Source organism: Flavobacterium sp. FlaQc-57 (assembly GCF_044007395.1).
Classification (GTDB): domain Bacteria; phylum Bacteroidota; class Bacteroidia; order Flavobacteriales; family Flavobacteriaceae; genus Flavobacterium.
Genome location: NZ_JBIPDA010000005.1, coordinates 117927 through 136783 on the forward strand (window position 1 = coordinate 117927; position 18857 = coordinate 136783).

Sequence of the window (18857 nt, forward strand, 5' to 3'; positions counted from 1 at the left end):
CATGGAGAAAAAAACAATTTCATTAAAAGAATTAAAAAAAAGAAAAATGCTTCTAATACTTCCGGTTTTGATTTTGCCATTTGTAACGATGCTATTTTGGAGTCTTGGAGGTGGCAAAGGAACATTAGAAATTGTCAAAACGGAAGGTAGGGAAGGATTTAACAGTGTTCTACCAGATCCAAAATTTAAAAATGATGATGATTTTGATAAGATGAGTTATTATGAGCAGGCCGTAATTGATTCAGCAAAACTGCAAGAGCAAATCAAGAAAGACCCTAATTACTCAAGTACTGTGGTCTTAGGAGATTCTGTGGTTAATTGGGATCAAGAGCTAGGGACTAATAATTTTAGAAAAGGTAAAGTGGCTTTAAATACCAGCTCCTTTAAAGATCAAAATGAACAAAGAGTGTATGAGAAATTAAAAGCACTTCAAAATGCGATAAGCCAGCCTAAGGTACAAATAAGTCAAAGCCACGATATGAGGGAGTTTGAGGGTTATGGCACTAGTGAAGCATCTGGACAGATGGAGAAACTTGAGCAAATGATGTCGGTTATGAATGAACCTCAGGAAGCTGATCCTGAACTCAAACAATTAGGAGGAATGCTTGAGAATATACTTGATATTCAGCATCCAGCCCGAGTTCAAGAAAAATTAAAACAATCTTACGAAAACAAAAAATCAAGGTCATTGACAGTTGCTATAAAGACCAAGGAGAATAATCTTACCTCATTACAATCCGTTAAAGAAAACAAAGAGAATACCTCTAAACAAAATTCATTTTATGCTTTTGATGAAGAAGAGGTTTCATTTGAAGAGCAGAATGCCATTGAAGCTGTTATACATGAAACGCAGACCATTGTAAACGGTTCTACAATTAAACTCAGATTAAGCAATGATGTTTTAATTCAGGGAAAGCTTATTCCTAGAAACAGTTTTTTGTTTGGAATTGCTTCTTTACAGGGAGAAAGACTCGAAATAAAAATAAGTAATATAAAATATGCAAATTCAATTTTTCCAGTTGAACTCTCAGTTTTTGATATGGATGGAATTAAGGGGGTTTTTATTCCAGGGGCTATTAGCCGTGATGTTTCCAAAGCATCAGCAGACCGGTCCATTCAAACTTTAGGAGTTAGCGGTCTTGATGATTTATGGGGAGTACAGGCTGCCGGAATGGGTATTGAAGCTGCCAAGAGTTTTATGAGCAAAAAGGTTAAACTTATAAAAGTTGTAGTTAAGGCGGGCTATCGAATTCTCCTTTATGATGAGAAACAAAAGAATTCTAATTAAACGATAAAAACTGAACAGATGAAAAATAATAAATTAGGATTTTTGGCGAGTTTGTTAGTATTGGCATTTTCGTTATCAGCTCAGTCAAATGATGGCGGGACTATTTTTAAAAATTTGCAAATTGGATTTTCCAAAACTACTAGCATAGTCTTCCCTTATCCCATTATAAGTATAGATAAAGGAAGTCAGGGAGTTTTGATTCAGAAGGCAAAAGGAGTTGAGAATATTTTATTAGTTAAAGCCGGACTGCAGAATTTTACACAGACAAATTTAACTGTTGTTACTTCTGATGGTAAATTATATGGCTTTATTTTGAATTATGACGAGCAGTGTCCAGATCTAAATTTAGTAGTGGATAATTCAACAGTAGTAAATAAGGAAGTTGTTTTTTCCATGGAGAATCAAAATCAAAAGAAAATTGAGCAATATGCTAACCTGGCATTTTCTAAAAATAAAAAGATAGTCGGACTCAGTAGTGCTCGATTTGATATAAAACTTCAGATTACAGGTCTTTTTATTCATCAGGATGTAATCTATTTAAGATTAGTAATTGGTAATAAATCCAAAATAAATTATGATATAGATCAGCTTCGTTTTTTTATCAGAGATCAGAAAAAATCAATACGAACTGCTTCCCAAGAAATAGAAATCTTGCCTTTGCTTTCAACTTCTGAAGTTTCAAAGATACCAGATGAATCAGAAGTTTTGCAAGTGCTTGCTTTATCTAAGTTTACTATCCCCGAGAAAAAGTATTTAACAATTCAATTAATTGAAAAAAGCGGAGGGAGACAGATAGAACTCAATATTAAAAATAATGATCTGATTGATTTGGAGGTATTGGGGACTTTATAAACATATATTAACTTTTAAAATTAAATATTATGAATCAGAAAAATGTAGAATTCTTACAAGACCAAATTAAGTTTACTGGATTTGGAGAATCGATGGATGGTGTATTGAAAGATAATATACTTAAGGGAGAAGCAGAATTTAAATTGAATCATGAGGTGAAGTATGGGACTGATACAGTAAATGCTACTTTAAACTTTAAAAAATCAGATCAAAGTGATATGTATTTTTTTAATTCCTATAAAATTAGTTTGCAAAAAGATGATTCCAAAGAAGCGTTGGAGCAGACATTCTTTATTAATAAAGATAATAATATTACTGCTAAAGAAGCCTATAATTTAATGGAGGGACGTTCTGTAAACAAAGATCTTAAAACAAAAGAGGGAGAAGCTTATAATTCTTGGATTCAGATGGATTTTAAACAGGCGGATAATAGTAATGGAAATTTCAAATTAAATCATTATCACCAAAATTATGGTTATGATTTGGAATCAAGTTTGGCAAAACATCCTATAAAAGAATTAGAAAATCCAATGTACAAGGAGGATCTAATTAATTCTCTAAAAAAGGGAAATTTACAATCAGTCACTTTTAAAATTGACGGAACTGAGAATAAACAATTTGTAGAGGCAAATCCACATTTTAAAACAATTAATGTTTACAATGAGAATAAACAGCGAATCAGAATCAGTGAAAGTAAAGATCAAAAACAAGGTGAGTCTGAAGGGAAGTCGATGGCTAAAGATTCAAAGCAGAAGCAGGATGCTGAAGATCCTGAATCGGAGGAAAAGGCTAAGTCAAAAACCAGAAAAAATAGACAAGCTCATTCAATTTGATTTATCATGGATAATTTAAAACCCTTATCAGATTTCTTTATAGCCATTGAGAAAGACTTTCGTATTAGTAGTACACATATTGCAATTTATGTGACATTACTTCAATACCGAATTGATAAGGGTTTTATTAATCCTATTGAGGTATTTAGACATGAAATTAGTCACAAAGCAAAAATATTATCAGCCTATACGTACCGAAAATCTGTTCGTGAACTTAGTGAATATGGTTATATAAAATATATTCCTTCTTGTAAAAAGACGCAAGGGAGTAAGATATTTTTTAAATTGGATCATCTGGATTAGAAGCAGTAAAATTGGTTTGTATTGGAAGATCTTTTAACATTTATAAGAGCATAAGAATTGAAAAGCCCATTACGGGCTTTTTTTGATAAATTTCATTACTATGGAAAAGTTAAAAATCAAGGAAGAGGTTTTAAATAAAAGGATTATAGAAAGTTTTATTGAAATAGACAAAATTAAAGAGCAAAAAGTGGTAAGTTTATTTATTAAAATAATCGTTGCAGCAACTATACAAGAATTTTATGAAAAAGGCAATAAGATATCTGAGGTTCAGTCAGATTGGACAGAGTAACGGTTCGATTGAAAGACAGGAATTATATACAGATCAGTGGATCAAAACAAATGATATTGAGTTAATAGACACCTTTATTGATAGAGGCAAAAGTGCGAAAACATTTGATAGGCCGGATTTTATAAAATTGCAAGAGTTTATTACAAAGCACTATAAAAATGTTGATTATTTGTTAGTGGATCAACTGGATAGATTTAGCCGAAATGCTGGGGAAGCAATGAGTATGGTTAAAACTCTTCAGGGTAAGTATGGAATACAAGTAGTAAGTGTAACTGAAGGGATAATCTTTGATTATGAGACACCTGGGAGTTTTTTTAGAGCTGGATTACAACTTTTGCTTGCAGAAGAAGATAATATAAACCGAAGTATTAAAATTAGGGGAGGTTTATACACTGCAAAGGCAAAGGAGGGCCGTTTTGTACATAATTCGCCTCCTTTTGGATATAAGAAAGAAGGAGAACGTAAAGAGCGTAAGTTGGTGGTTAACGAAAAAGATGCTAAAATTGTTCGTTTCATTTATGACACTTATTTGCGTGACGTACCTATTTATCTGATAAAAGATATGGCTAAGAAATTAGGTTTCAACAGAACTGGAAATGATGCAATTCAAAGAGTGCTTAGTAATGCTGTGTATGCAGGTTTCTTGAAAGTTGAACCTTATAAAGATCATCCCGGAGGTCTTTTTCCAGGTATTCATGAGCCAATTATCGATGTACATGTATGGAAAATGGTACAGAATAAAATGAAGAGACCTGAAAAAATTAGATCTATTATTGACGATGAAATTCCTCTTAGAGGGGTTTTGAAGTGCCATTGCGGAAATGTACTTACAGGTGCACCTTCTCGTGGTAAGTCCGGTAAATATTTTTATTACTATAAATGCAAACATTCTAAGCATAATAATATAAGTGCTATCAAGGCTCATGATCAGTTTTTAAATATTTGTGAACTAATGAGTATTTCACCCGCAGTTGTTGAAAAAATAAGAAGTGGATGTGATAAATCTTTAAAAGATGAGTTACAGAAAAATAAGGTACTTAGCGAACTCAAAAAAGAGGAATTGATAGAGACTGAAAAAAAACTATTACTGCTTGAAGAAAAATGGATAAAAAGTGAAATTGCTAAAGATACGTATGATAGATGGTATGCTAATTATAAATACAGTATAGAAAATGCTAAAGAATCTATTCAGAGATTTAGCACAAATCCTTCAGGAGCATTTAAAATTTTGCAAAAGAATTTAGACTTACTAACCGATATTTCAAGTGTTTACACTAAGGCTAATACCTTAGAAAAAAGAGAATTTGTGAATTTGGTGTTCGACAGCAATTTGTACTATGAGGATGGTATCTATCGAACACCTACAATGTTGCATGTTTTTACTTGTAATCAGTTGAAAATGAAGAACAAAGGATTGCTTATTTACGAAAAAAAACGGGATGATTTTTCAATCATCCCGTCGAGTGGAGTCGCCGAGAATCGAACTCGGGTCCAAACAAGCAACTAAAGAGCTTTCTACACGTTTATTTCCTGATTGGATTTTCGTTGTTAAGCTAGGTCAGGAACAACCACTCAACACTTATCTTCTTAATTTCGATATCCACCCGAAGCTCATGGAAATCTAGGTTTATTTTTACGGTTCCCCTGTACTGACCGCCACAAACCAAGGCTTTCAAGGAGAATCCAGCTTCCCTATCTGATAGGGACGTGGCTAATCTTACTATAATTCAGATTATGCAGCTAAAGCGTAGTTATTTTCGCCGTGTAAAATTGTAAGATCTTATATTTACGAGCAAGGTCTCAATGCTCGACGTGCTTACTTTTCAATTCGACTTGCTGTCAAAACCAGTCGACCCCAAAAATGAGTTTGCAAATTTATACTATTTGAAGTTAGTTTTGTAATAAAATTTTCAGAAAAATAATTTTATTCTTCATCTTTAAAATTAAACGGATAATCGCCAAAAATTGGAGCCAATTTTCGAACCGCATAAGTGTTTCTGGTCATTTTATTAGATAAAGCTATAATTGTAACATTTTCTTTCATTAACGGAATATAAGATGAGGTATTACCATGCCACCAACCATTATGAAAGTAAAAGTTTTGTCCAGAATCCCAATTGATCATTCTGATACCTAAACCGTAATTTTTTGTTCCTTTTCTTTCATTACTATAACCGGTATAGACTTGTTTTAAAAGCTCCGGTTTCAAAAATCCGGGAGCATTTCTGGCACGATCAAATTTTAATAAATCACGAGGAGTAGAGTAGATGTTTTTGTCACCATAAACACAATCCAAATAATCAAAACCAATTTCTACACCATTACCTTTATATGATGGAACAATTTTTTTTCTGTCTTTTTCATTATCAAAAACAAAGGTATTTGTCATTCCCAAAGGTTTAAAAATCATTTGGGTCATTGCCTCCTTATAGGTAAGTCCTGTTATCTTTTCGATAATTAGGGCTAACATTGCGTAGTTGGTATTGCAATAACTAAAGCGTGTTCCTGTTTTTGATTCTAACCCAATATCTTTTGTGGCAAGAATATTCAAAATATCTTTGTTTGTTAATTGGTTATGTCTGTCCCAAACTGATTTGTCGCGATCAGTAAAATAGGCATAATTTCGCATTCCGCTTCTGTGGCTCAATAACATTCTGACCGTACAATCAGGATAAGGAAATGTTTTTAAAATGGTGTTTACTTTTTGATCTAAATCAATTTTGCCTGCGTTTACAAGTTTTAAGACTGCTGTCGCTGTCAAAACCTTACTTACTGATGCAATATGAAGCGGAGTGTTTGCTGTGATCTTAGTATCTTCATTTTTGTTAGCATATCCATTGTATCTTTCAAAAATGATTTGACCATTTCTAGCAACTAAAAAACTTCCGTTCATAGTATTGTTAGGCCAGTTTTTATTGTAAAAATGGTTTATTCTTCCCGTAACTGAATTTAAGTAGGCTTGCGTAAGTCTTTTTTCCGGACCTAACGGCTTCATCTTTGGTAAGGTATCTTCTGTTGTCGAAGTATTGTCGGTATTGGTTTTTTTATCTTTTCCGCAAGAGCTTAAAACTAATATTAGGAAAAGTATTTGTGGTATCTTTGTGTTTTTAAGGAAACTCATTTTCATCATTCTTTAAAAACAAATATATAGAATTCAATATTTATGTTTGACCGTTTTCTGTTTACTGAAAAGCTTGTTTTAACAAAATTTTAAGGTTTTGTTTAATTAGTCGATTGTTAGTCAGCTTTTAACGGTTTTTAAGCATTCTAAATTGAAATTTAACAACAAAACTTTAACTAAATTTGTTATATTTGAAACAAATAAGACGTAAAAAGTTATATTAATAAATACTTTAAACCTGTTTAAATGAAATTCGGAATCATAAAAGAAAGAAAAAACCCGCCAGACCGTAGAGTTGTTTTTGCTCCTAATGAGCTTACCAGACTGAAGCAGCTTTATCATGATGCAATAGTCGAAGTTGAAAGCTCTGATATTAGGATTTTTTCGGATGTTCAATATAAGAGTATGGGCATTACAGTTACAGATGATGTTTCTGATTGTGATGTTTTATTTGGTGTAAAAGAAGTTCCTGTTGAAAATTTAATTCCCAATAAAGCTTATTTCTTTTTTTCGCATACAATAAAGAAGCAGCCTTATAATAGGAAGTTGTTGCAGGCTATTTTAGAAAAAAATATCGATTTGTACGATCATGAAACAATTGTTGATGCTCATAATCGTCGTTTAATTGGTTTTGGAAAATATGCCGGAATGGTTGGTGTTTATAACGGAATTAGAGCTTTCGGAATAAAATTCGAATTATTTAAATTGCCAAAAGCTGAAACTTTATCAGGTAAAGATGCATTAATTATGCATTTGAAGCGTATTACAATGCCGGCCTTAAAGTTTGTAATTACTGGAACGGGAAAAGTTGGAAGCGGTGCCAAAGAAATTCTGGATGCTATAAAAATAAAAGAAATTACGGTTGATAATTATCTGACTAAAAAATATGCGCAAGCTGTTTATGTTCAATTGGATGTTTTAGAATACAACAAACGAATTGATGGAGAAGTTAAGGATTTTAAAGATTTTGTAGCACATCCTGAAGATTACGTTTCAGATTTTGAAAAATTCACCAAAGTGACTGATATTTATTTTGCAGGACATTTTTATGCTAGTGGTGCTCCAATGATTTTAACTAGAGAAATGCTAAATGCAAATGATTGTAAGTTAAAAGTTGTAGCAGATATTTCATGCGATGTAAAAGGTCCAATTGCTTGTACTTTGCGTTCTTCGACTATTGCAGAACCTTTATATGGTTATTTTCCTTTAGAAGATACTGAAGTTGATATTTTTCATCCTGCTGCAGTGGTTGTAATGGCGGTTGATAATTTGCCATGCGAAATACCAAAAGACGCCAGTGAAGGCTTTGGAGAACAATTTATGGAACATGTAATTCCGGCTTTCTTTAATGGAGATAAAGATGGAATTCTTGAACGTGCTAAAATAACAGATAAAGGAAAGTTAACACCAAGATTTAGTTATTTACAGGATTATGTAGACGGGAAGTAGAAAAAAGTCTCAGTCTCAGGTTTCAGTTTTGAGAGTGGGTAAACTTTGACAAAGTTGTAGATATTGATAGGATTAATAAAAAAGGCAAAAAACTTTAGTTTTCTGCCTTTTTTTATAGTCATCTGAAACCTGAAACCTGAAACCTGAAACCTGAAACCTGAAACCTGAAACCTGAAACCTGAAACCTGAAACCTGAAACCTGAGACTTTTTTATACCATCTCTTCCGGTTTGACCCAGGTATCAAAATCTTCTGGAGTGACATATCCTAAACGAACAGCTTCATTCTTAAGAGTTGTTCCGTTTTTATGAGCTGTTTGAGCTATTTCTGCTGCTTTATAATATCCTATTTTTGTGTTTAAAGCAGTTACTAACATTAATGAATTGTCTACCAATTCTTTAATTCTCTTATAATTGGGTTCAATTCCTTGCGCGCAATGTTCATCAAACGAAATACAAGCGTCTCCTAATAATCGTGCCGATTGTAAAAAATTGGCTGCCATAACAGGTTTAAAAACGTTTAATTCATAATGGCCCTGCATTCCGCCAACTGCAATTGCCATATCATTTCCAATAACTTGTGCGCAAACCATTGTTAAAGCTTCGCATTGCGTTGGGTTTACTTTTCCTGGCATAATAGATGATCCAGGTTCATTTTCAGGTATGTGAATTTCTCCAATTCCGGAGCGAGGTCCAGAAGCTAACATTCTAATATCATTTGCAATTTTATTTAATGACACAGCCAGTTGTTTTAAAGCTCCATGAGTTTCAACAATAGCATCGTGCGCGGCCAAAGCTTCAAATTTATTTTCGGCAGTTACAAAAGGATGATTGGTAAACTTAGCGATGTATTCCGCCACTTTTACGTCGTAACCTTTTGGAGTATTCAATCCGGTTCCGACTGCGGTTCCTCCCAAAGCGATTTCAGATAAATGTGCTAAAGTGTTTTTTAATGCTTTTAAGCCGAAAGACAATTGAGCAGCATATCCTGAGATTTCTTGTCCTAATGTTAGGGGAGTTGCATCCATAAGATGTGTACGCCCAATTTTTACGACATCTTTGAATTCTTTTGCTTTTGCAGATAAAGTGGTTTGCAATTTTTCGACTCCCGGAATTGTAGTTTCAACAATCATTTTGTAAGCAGCAATATGCATTCCGGTTGGAAAGGTATCATTTGATGACTGCGATTTATTAACATCATCATTTGCTTTAATAAACTGTTCACCTTCGCCAATTTCGAAACCTTTAAGAACTTGAGCACGATTTGCAATTACTTCGTTTACGTTCATGTTACTTTGTGTTCCTGAACCGGTTTGCCAGATTACAAGCGGAAATTGATCATCTAGTTTTCGGTCCAGAATTTCGTCGCAAACAGCTGCAATCGCATCTCTTTTTTCTATGGGTAAAACACCCAGGTCATAATTGGCATAAGCTGCTGCTTTTTTTAGATAAGCAAAACCTTCAATGATTTCTTGTGGCATCGATGCCGAAGCTCCTATTTTGAAATTATTTCTAGAGCGTTCTGTTTGAGCTCCCCAGTATTTATCGGCTGGGACTTGTACTTCGCCCATAGTGTCTTTTTCTATTCTGTATTTCATTTTGTATATGTGTTTATTATTTTTGTGATTTGAAAACTGATCTGTAAATAAAAAAACAGAAAGTTCTTATGAAAATGATTGTCCTAGCCCTGATGGGAACGGCATCCTTTTTCTGGCTTCTTTAGCCAGGAAAAGATAGAGTGTACAGCAGGAAATGGCTCCTGAAAACATACATGCTCTCTTGATTTGGATAGTTGAATAAAAACGTTATTTAAAATGAGTTTAAATATACGGATTATTGTGATTTTATAAAAATTGATTTGGATTTAATTGCTAAGGAAAAATATAAAACTTACATTTGTCCTTACATTCAAAAATTCCGGAAAACATGTTTGAATTTTCACAGTACTTAGGTTTTTTACTTTTCTTGACCATACTAACTATAGGGTTTTGGTTGATGTTTTTCTTAGTTGGTTTCGTATCTTATTGGGTTACGGGAGCAAGCTGGGAAATGATCAAAGAGAAGAGAGCAAAGAAGAAACAAGAACAATCAATTTAATTTTAAATTGATTTCATAAAAAAAGGACCCGTTTTTACGAGTCCTTTTTTTTATGTAAAAAAAATAGAATTTCAATAAAAAATCCAAATTCCAATTTTATAAAACTAATTTGAAGTCTTATTATTGGAATTTGGATTTTTAAATTTGAATTCTAACCTATATTATCCTGGGAAATCTCCACCTCCGTCACCATCATTTTTAGGTGCTGCATTTTTGTCTCTTTCGCTTTTTGGTTTGTTAAAACGGTAAGTGAATGATAAATTGAACTGACGTTTACGGAATTGCATTTCACCATATGATGTTTGGTTTTCAAGGTAAGTATAAGACTTCATGATTCTTGAATTGAAAACATCACTAATATTGAATGCGATTGTTGCTTTGTCTTTTAATACATCTTTACTAAATGCTGTATTCATACCAAACTGACCTAAGTTTTTACCTTGTGCCGTTTTTTGTTCGCCATTGTACATCGCTGTTAATTGCCAGTCGATTTTGTATGGTAAAGTTACTTTAGAGTTGATTCTGGCGAACCATGAATTTGCCTGATTGTCTAAATTTTGTACAACCACATCTCCATTTGCATCTTTGTAACTGTTCTCTCCTGTTGTTTTTACATTGTAAAGGTTGAAGTTACTATTTACTTTCCACCATTTAAATGGAGTGTAATTTAAGGTAAACTCAAATCCGAATTTTTGCTCTTTTCCTAAGTTAATAGGTCGGCTTAAGATAACCGGAATTCCGTTTACAGTTTCGCCTGTTGGAGATCTTACAAAGCTGAAAACATCTTTCGTATCTTCAAAATAAGCAGAAGTATTAAAAGTTACTTTGTCCCAACGTTTGATGTATCCGATGTCATATTTATCTGTTAAAGACGGATCTAAATCAGGGTTTCCTTGAAAAATATTGATATTACTTGAGTAATTTGTTGCAGGGTTCATGAAACGTCCTCTTGGTCTTGATAAACGTTTACTATAACTTGCGGTGAAATTACTTTGATCTGATATTTCATAACTAATAAAAGCACTTGGAAACAAGTTGTTGTACTTTTTAGTATTGAAATCGTTTGTGTCTAAAAGGTTTACCTGAATATTTGTGTCTTCCCAGCGTAAACCAAATAAGTATGAGAATTTGTTTACCTTAAGACCATATTGTGTGTATATCGCATTGATATTCTCCTTGTATTCTAAAGTGTTTGATAAACTCGGAATTGTCGCTCCCTGATCATCAAGGACGTAATATTTATTATTTAAATCTCCAAAACTTCCTTTATATCCAGCTTCAAACTGACTTCCTTTACCTAATGGTAAAACATAATCTGCTTGTAGTTGTACTTGTTTCTGAACTTGGTCGTTTAAAGTATTGTTGAAATTGTCTGAACCTGTAATAAGACTATTACTGTCGTCGCTGTTTCTTGAAACCGATAAATCAGCAGTCAATTTATGACCTTTATCGTTGAAGTTTTTAATTAAGTTGGAAGTATACTCAACGTTCTCACTTCCTGTATCTCCATTGTTTAAACGGTAAGATCTACCTGTAAAAGCATGAGCAGCATCATAATTATTGTAGTTAATTAAGTCTCTTGTGTCTCCAGTGCTTTTTTGATAGTTAATCGCGTTTGTCCAGAAAGTATTTGGAGCAACTGTCCATTCGATTCCGGCTCTACCGTTAAATCCGTCAGAAGTTCTTTTGGTATCACGCTCTTCGTCCAGGTAACTTTTTATAGATCCGTCTGGATTAAAATATTGAGAGTTGGTTAAACCGCCACCTTCACTTGTTCTGTGGTTGTATCCTGCAGTAGTGAAATAGTTGAATTTCTCAGTCTTATAATTCAGGTTTGCACTCAAGCCATATGTTTCAGGAAGTCCTGTAGAGGCGATGAAAGTTCCGTTTAAACCTTGGTTTTTTCCTTTTTTAAGAATGATATTAATAATTCCTGACCCACCTTCAGCATCATAACGTGCAGATGGATTCGTTATTACTTCAACTTTATCAATTGCATCTGCCGGAAGCTGACGTAAAGCTTCAGCAACATTTATCGCATTTGATGGTCTTCCGTCAATTAAAATACGAATATTATCACTTCCTCTTAAGCTTACATTTCCTTCTGTGTCAACAGAAACTGATGGAACATTGTCTAAAACGTCACTTACAGTTCCGCCTTTTACCATCATATCCTGACCAACATTATAAACTTTTTTGTCTAATTTTATTTCTACTGTCGATTTTTCTGCACGAACTACAACTTCGTTTAATTGTGCAGCATCTTCAGATAAGTTAATTATTCCCAGATTGGTATCGTCCAGAATGTTTCGTCCTTTAATTTCGGTTGGTTTGAACGAAATAAATTCCACTTTTATATCGTAGACTCCTGGTGCAACAGCTACTTCAAATTCACCCTTTGGATTTGTGATTCCCCCCGCAACAACTTTAGTGTCATTTGGCGCTGTGATCGAAATAGTTGCGTATTCAAGTGGTTGTTTGGTTATTTTTTCAAAAACTTTTCCAGTAACTTTTACCTTGCTTTTTGAAGGAGGTGCTTGTTGGGCATAGTTGTAAAAGCTTGTAAAAAAAGCTACAAGTAATACAGCAAATTTGATTTTTTTCATTGTTATTTTTGGTTTCAATTACTCTTTAGACGGCAAATGTAGCCTTTGGTTTAAAGAAAGAAATCATAAAATAATGTTAATTTGATTCTTTATAATCAATCTAAAAAAGAAGCAACCAAATCAATGTCTCTGCCAATAATTGCTTTTCCATCTTTTACAACAATCGGACGTTCTATTAAAATCGGATTTTCAACCATTGCCTGAATAATTTGATCATCGCTCAATGTTTTTTCTTTAAAATTTTCAATCCAGACTTTTTCTTTAGTACGTACTAATTGAATAGGATTAAGATTTAGTTTTTCAAGTAAACTTTTTAGTTCATTATGAGTTGGTGTATCTGTTAGATATTGAATAATTTCGTAGTCTTGTTTTGAGTTGTCAAGAAAAGCCAGACAAGTTCTCGATTTTCCACATCGTGGATTATGGTAAATTTGTATCATTTTGTTTTATTTAGTCAGTTGTAGGATAATTAAACTTAAAAATAGGTATTTTAGCAAGAGCAAAAATAAGACTTACTTATCAAATTGAATTCTCATTTTTAAATTATTATAAATATGTTTTTAGAACAAGGAGTTAAGCCTGAAAATAGTTTTTGGAAATACCTTATTGGGTCAGTTTTTATTATTACAGCTTCTTTTATTGGTCAGATTCCTTTTTCATTGGCGGTTTATTTTAATTACAAAGGCGATAAAGCTTTTCCTGGCGATAGTGATACTGCAATGAAAATTTTTGATTCAAATGTTACTTTATTTTTAATAATGGCTTCTTTTGTTTTTGCTTTTATTGGCATTTGGTTTATTGTAAAATATTTGCATCATCAAACACTTTTGTCAGTTACCACTTCGAGAAAAGAAGTAGATTGGAATCGGATTTTGTTTTCGTTTTTGTTATGGTCTTTTTTTTCGATTTTAAGTTTCTTGTTTCTTTATTTTAATGCGCCGGAAAATTTTGTTTGGAATTTTAAATTAGTTCCTTTTTTGATTTTAGTTGTAGTGGGGTCAATTTTAATTCCGATACAAACAAGTACAGAGGAATATGTTTTTAGAGGCTATTTGATGCAGGGATTTGCTAACTTAGCTAGAAATAAATGGTTTCCACTTTTGATGACTTCTCTAATCTTTGGTTCGATGCATTGGTTTAATCCCGAAGTTACTAAAATGGGAAATATAATTATGATTTATTATATTGGAACAGGCTTGTTTTTAGGGGTTATTACTCTTATGGATGAAGGGATGGAGCTGGCGTTAGGTTTTCATGCTGCTAATAACTTAATCGGAGCGTTGCTGGTTACATCAGATTGGACGGTGTTTCAGACCCATTCTATTTTTAAAGATCTGTCAGACCCATCAGCAGGTTTCGATGTAATTTTGCCCGTTGTAGTGATATATCCTATTTTGCTTTTTATTTTTAGTAAAAAATACAAGTGGACGAATTGGAAAGAAAGATTAACAGGAAAAATAAATAGTATACAACCTTCAAATTAATAAAGTCATGTCAAAATTAACACACAAAAATGTCCATAATTATTTTAAGTTAAATGGTTATCATTTAAACGGAAAAGACTTGTGTCGCGTAGGGTATAGCTTCATTAAAGAGGGCGATATTAACGAACAAGCAATTGGTGAATTTTTGTTGGATTGGTTCGATGATAAAGAGTATATCGAAATGACAACTTCCGGAACTACTGGACTTCCAAAATTAGTGCGATTAGAAAAACAGGCCATGATTCAGTCGGCTTTAGCAACAGGAGATTTTTTTGGATTAGAGCCTGGAGATAAAGCTTTGCTTTGTTTGCCTACTCAGTTTATTGCAGGAAAAATGATGTTGGTGCGAAGTTTAATTTTAGGATTGGATCTCGATGTAGTTTCACCGAGTACAGAGCCATTGGCTTTAAATAAGACTCAATATGATTTTGTTGCGATGGTGCCTTTACAAGTTCAAAATTCTATAGATGAATTAAAAAATGTAAAGAAGTTAATTATTGGCGGAGCTAAAATAGATAGTACGCTTGAAGAAAAATTAGTACCATTAAAAACTGAAATCTACGAAACTTACGGTATGACCGAAACGATTACTCATATCGCGGCAAAAAAAGTAGGCGAGAAGGCTTTTTCGATTTTGCCAAATGTAAAAATAACAAAAGACGATCGTGATTGTCTGGTAATTCATGTATCGTCTATTTCTGAGGAACCAATTGTAACAAATGATTTGGTAGAATTGATTAATGAGAATCAATTTGTTTTTTTAGGAAGGATTGATAATGTAGTTAATAGCGGAGGAGTTAAATTGATTCCGGAGCAAATCGAAGCTAAATTGATTAATAAAATAAACAATAGATTTTTTGTTACCGGAGTTCCTGACACTGTTTTAGGAGAAAAGTTAATTTTGGTTATTGAAGGTGAAAAACAAGATTTTGCCCCGGACTTTTTTGATGTCTTAGGGAAGTACGAAAAACCAAAAGAAATTGTTTTTGTACCGAAATTTAAAGAAAACGAAAACGGCAAGTTATTACGTAAACCGAGTTTGGTTTAAGAAATTCCAATAAATAAAATATCCCTAATTCCAATTGTAAAGTTGGAGTTAGGGATATATATAAATATTTGGAATTTAATTATTCTTTAATAACAGCATCTTTACGTTCCAAAAGCGCCATATAGAATCCGTCGAAACCAGATTCTGAAGCTAATATTTTACGATCTTTTATAAAAGTAAATTGTTTACCGATTTCAGTTTTTAAGAATTTTTCTACTTGTTCTTGGTTTTCTGATGGTAAAACAGAACAAGTTGCATAAACCAATTTTCCTCCTGGTTTTACAATTTTTGAATAGCTTTCTAAAACTTCAGCCTGAACTTTACGAATATTGTCAATAAATTCAGGTTTTAATTTCCATTTAGCGTCAGGATTTCTTTTTAAAACTCCTAAGCCGCTACAAGGTGCGTCAATCAAAACGCGATCAGCTTTTTCATGTAATTTCTTGATCACTTTTGTAGTGTCAATAATACGGTATTCAATATTAAAGGCGCCATTTCTTTTGGCTCTTAATTTTAATTGCTTCAGTTTACTTTCGTACAAATCCATTGCAATCAATTGTCCTTTATTTTCCATTAAAGAAGCAATGTGCAATGTTTTTCCTCCAGCTCCTGCACAAGTGTCTACAACACGCATTCCAGGTTTTACATCAAGAAAACCGGCTACTAATTGTGAGTTAGCATCCTGAACTTCAAAAAGTCCTTGTTTAAAAGCATCTGTTAAAAATACGTTTGCTCTTTCTTTTAAAACTAAAGCTTCCGGTTGATCTTTTAAATATTCTGTTTCAATATTCAAATCCATCAAAGTATTTCTCAAGCTTTCTTTAGTTCCTTTAAGTGTATTTGTTCTTAAAATAACTTTAGCAGGTTGGTTTTGAGCAGCAATTTCTTTTGCCCAAACTTTTTCTCCAAGTTCTTTTACACCCAATTCATCCATCCAGTCCGGAATAGATTCTTTTAATGCTCTAACTTTAGAAAGTTCATCAAAACGTCCTTTGATTTTTCTTTCAGGAGTTCCTTCTAATTGTTTCCAATCCGGAATTGGGTATCCTCTTAAAACTGCCCAAACTGCGAACATCCTCCATAAATTCTCTCTGTCGAAAGGCTCTTTTACTTCGGCAATTTCTGCGTATAATCGTTTCCAACGAACAATTTCGTATATCGTTTCAGCAACAAACTTCCTGTCAGAACTTCCCCAACGTTTGTCTTTTTTTAATGCTCTGGCTACCACTTTATCTGCATATTCTCCTTCATTGAAAATTGCATTTAAAGAATCGATGGTAGTATAAACTAAATTTCTGTGTAATCTCATTTTAAATATTTGAGTTGCAAAGGTACTATTAATTGATTGAAAGTTAAATTTTTAATTCTGATTGTTGTTTTAACTTCTTTAAAAAGAAAAAAAAACACTCTAATAAAGCTTAAAAGAGTGTTTTTCTGAATGTATTTTATAAATGATTTATTTTATAATTCGGGTCAATCCAATATTTTCCGGAGCATGAAGCACCATTGGGAATTTTTCTATTTTTACCGAACTACTGTCTAAACCAAAAGCTCTTTCTTCAGATAAACTCAGTTTCTTGATAAAGAAGTAAGAGTTCATGATGATATTCTCGTGCCATCTTAAATCGTTGTCATTTGATAAGAATTTCTCGGACAATACAAATTTGAAATCACCAATAATATTGTTTTTATTCAATGATTCGTAACGGCTGGTAATATCTACTTCTCCACGTTTTACCATGTCACGAATTACTTCTCTAAACATTAAATTGATTTTGGTAGGTTCTCTAAAACCTAAATTAAAATCGATTCTGTAAATGTCGTCTTTCGCTATTTCAGTTACTTTATATTGTGTTTTATATGGTTCTGTAAGGATATTTACGTGAACAAACCAATAAATATCAGCTCTTTTTGGGCGTTTTTGTAAAATTGAATAAATTACTTTTTCCTCCAGTTCATCAACACGATTTGCATTGGTCATGTAAACCAGGTGCGTTGCGTATTTAGGAATAGATAAATCTTCGCTCAACTCCATCAATACTTTTTTATAATCGTCAATTTTGATGATTTTAGTGTAGCTTTTATTAATTTTCTTAGCCAGGTACCAAATCGTCATAATCGAAATTAATGCCATTGCAATGATTAACGTTACGTAGCCACCCTCTGCAAATTTGGTAATATTAGCGATTAAGAAGCTAAATTCAATTAATAAGTAAATAGTAATAAGCGGAACCATTAAATACAGTTTTACCCTTTTCATTATCAAATAATAATTAAGTAAAATAGTAGTCATTATCATACATAAAATGATAGCAAGACCGTAGGCGTGCTCCATATTTCCTGATTTTTCGAAGTGTAAAACAATTCCAACACAACCAAAAAACAATAACCAGTTAATTGACGGAATATACAATTGCCCTTTAACTTCTGTAGGATATTTGATTTTTACTTTTGGCCAGAAATTTAATCTCATCGCCTCGTTTATCAAAGTAAATGAACCACTAATAAGCGCCTGAGAGGCAATTACAGCTGCTAAAGTTGCTACTACAATTCCGAATGGAAGAAACCAATGTGGCATTATTAAGTAAAACGGATTTCCGTTTTCTCCACCTAATTGTTGTAATGTGCTTCCTTCATGATGAATTAAGTATGCAGCTTGACCAAAGTAGTTTAGTACTAAAGTAGTTTTTACAAAAATCCAGCTAATTCTAATATTTTTTCTTCCACAGTGTCCCATATCTGAGTACAAAGCTTCAGCTCCTGTTGTACATAAAAATACAAATCCAAGTACAAAAAAGCCATCAGGATGGATAGAAAGTAAGTGATAAGCGTAGTAAGGATTTATGGCTTTAATGACTTCCGGATGACTAATGATCTGAATCGTTCCTAACGTTCCTAACATGGCAAACCAAATAAGCATCATCGGGGCAAAAAACTTACCAACTAGTTTAGTTCCGAATTGTTGAATTGTAAACAAGACAAATAAAATTCCTATAACAATATAAACAATTGTCTGAGTTTCCATTGTCGGATAAAAAGCTCTAATACCTTCTACAGCAGAAGATATCGAAATAGGAGGGGTTATAATACCATCTGCTAGCAGGGCACTTCCTCCAATTATTGCGGGCACAATGAGCCACTGAATCTTTGTTTTTTTGACTAAAGCATAGAGGGCGAAAATACCACCTTCTCCGTGATTGTCTGCACTTAAAGTGATAAGTACGTACTTTATGGTAGTTTGTAAAGTCAATGTCCAGAAAACACAAGAAATTCCGCCTAAAACAATATCGGAATTGATTGCATATTCACCAAGAATGGCTTTCATTACATACAATGGAGAAGTTCCAATATCTCCATATATAATTCCCAATGTTATCAATAAACCCCCTATAGACAACTTACTATGTAAGTTTTTATGCGATGCGCTCATGTATATTTTTATAAAAGACGGTTGCAAATTTACTGTTTTAAAACAAATTAGCGTCAATT

The 18857-nt window shown here is 33.0% G+C and carries 15 protein-coding genes and 1 other RNA gene; 9 read left to right on the top strand and 7 right to left on the bottom strand.

Features of this window, described 5'->3' with window-relative positions:
* Position 1: 1 nt before the first annotated feature.
* From traM to ACHRVZ_RS16040, 6 genes are all read left to right on the top strand, one after another.
* The gene (gene traM / locus ACHRVZ_RS16015) at positions 2-1288 is read left to right on the top strand and encodes a conjugative transposon protein TraM (RefSeq protein WP_395423767.1); all 1287 of its coding nucleotides are present in this window, start codon (positions 2-4) and stop codon (positions 1286-1288) included.
* Between the two features lie 18 nt (positions 1289-1306).
* Positions 1307-2140: a conjugative transposon protein TraN gene (traN, locus tag ACHRVZ_RS16020; RefSeq protein WP_395423769.1), complete on the top strand. Its 834-nt coding sequence runs from the start codon at positions 1307-1309 to the stop codon at positions 2138-2140.
* 29 nt (positions 2141-2169) lie between these two features.
* Positions 2170-2973: a hypothetical protein gene (locus tag ACHRVZ_RS16025; RefSeq protein ID WP_395423772.1), complete on the top strand. Its 804-nt coding sequence runs from the start codon at positions 2170-2172 to the stop codon at positions 2971-2973.
* A gap of 6 nt (positions 2974-2979) precedes the next feature.
* Entirely contained in the window at positions 2980-3276 is a 297-nt protein-coding gene (locus ACHRVZ_RS16030) for a hypothetical protein (protein WP_395423773.1), read from the top strand.
* 100 nt (positions 3277-3376) lie between these two features.
* Positions 3377-3565: a hypothetical protein gene (locus ACHRVZ_RS16035; protein ID WP_395423775.1), complete on the top strand. Its 189-nt coding sequence runs from the start codon at positions 3377-3379 to the stop codon at positions 3563-3565.
* On the top strand, positions 3516-5072 hold the full coding sequence (locus ACHRVZ_RS16040) for a recombinase family protein (protein WP_395423778.1): 1557 nt from the start codon (positions 3516-3518) through the stop codon (positions 5070-5072). Before ACHRVZ_RS16035 ends, ACHRVZ_RS16040 begins: the two co-directional genes overlap by 50 nt.
* Here the strand turns inward: ACHRVZ_RS16040 and ssrA are convergent.
* Positions 5027-5422, bottom strand: a transfer-messenger RNA (tmRNA) gene (gene ssrA, locus ACHRVZ_RS16045). The genes ACHRVZ_RS16040 and ssrA overlap by 46 nt on opposite strands.
* Before the next feature lie 67 nt (positions 5423-5489).
* Complete coding sequence (locus ACHRVZ_RS16050; protein WP_395424151.1) at positions 5490-6692, bottom strand: serine hydrolase domain-containing protein; 1203 nt, start codon at positions 6690-6692, stop codon at positions 5490-5492.
* A gap of 240 nt (positions 6693-6932) precedes the next feature.
* On the opposite strand from ACHRVZ_RS16050, the gene ACHRVZ_RS16055 reads away from it, so the two are divergent.
* On the top strand, positions 6933-8135 hold the full coding sequence (locus tag ACHRVZ_RS16055; protein ID WP_395423780.1) for an NAD(P)-dependent oxidoreductase: 1203 nt from the start codon (positions 6933-6935) through the stop codon (positions 8133-8135).
* Between the two features lie 210 nt (positions 8136-8345).
* Here the strand turns inward: ACHRVZ_RS16055 and fumC are convergent, their stop codons facing one another.
* The 3 genes from fumC to arsC form a co-directional block, all read right to left on the bottom strand.
* On the bottom strand, positions 8346-9731 hold the full coding sequence (gene fumC / locus ACHRVZ_RS16060; RefSeq protein WP_395423781.1) for a class II fumarate hydratase: 1386 nt from the start codon (positions 9729-9731) through the stop codon (positions 8346-8348).
* A 660-nt stretch (positions 9732-10391) separates the two neighbouring features.
* Positions 10392-12836 (bottom strand): TonB-dependent receptor domain-containing protein, encoded by a 2445-nt coding sequence (locus ACHRVZ_RS16065; RefSeq protein ID WP_395423783.1) that lies wholly within the window; start codon positions 12834-12836, stop codon positions 10392-10394.
* 95 nt (positions 12837-12931) lie between these two features.
* Entirely contained in the window at positions 12932-13276 is a 345-nt protein-coding gene (gene arsC / locus ACHRVZ_RS16070; RefSeq protein WP_395423784.1) for an arsenate reductase (glutaredoxin), read from the bottom strand.
* Positions 13277-13390: 114 nt separating this feature from the next.
* On the opposite strand from arsC, the gene ACHRVZ_RS16075 reads away from it, so the two are divergent.
* Positions 13391-14320 (top strand): lysostaphin resistance A-like protein, encoded by a 930-nt coding sequence (locus tag ACHRVZ_RS16075; RefSeq protein ID WP_395423786.1) that lies wholly within the window; start codon positions 13391-13393, stop codon positions 14318-14320.
* 7 nt (positions 14321-14327) lie between these two features.
* Entirely contained in the window at positions 14328-15368 is a 1041-nt protein-coding gene (locus ACHRVZ_RS16080) for an AMP-binding protein (RefSeq protein WP_395423787.1), read from the top strand.
* Positions 15369-15447: 79 nt separating this feature from the next.
* Here ACHRVZ_RS16080 and ACHRVZ_RS16085 read toward each other — a convergent pair whose 3' ends face one another.
* Positions 15448-16677 carry an RsmB/NOP family class I SAM-dependent RNA methyltransferase gene (locus ACHRVZ_RS16085; protein ID WP_395423789.1) on the bottom strand — a complete coding sequence of 410 codons (1230 nt, stop codon included), beginning with the start codon at positions 16675-16677 and terminating at the stop codon, positions 15448-15450.
* Positions 16678-16824: 147 nt separating this feature from the next.
* Complete coding sequence (locus ACHRVZ_RS16090; RefSeq protein WP_395423790.1) at positions 16825-18798, bottom strand: KUP/HAK/KT family potassium transporter; 1974 nt, start codon at positions 18796-18798, stop codon at positions 16825-16827.
* Positions 18799-18857: the final 59 nt, after the last annotated feature.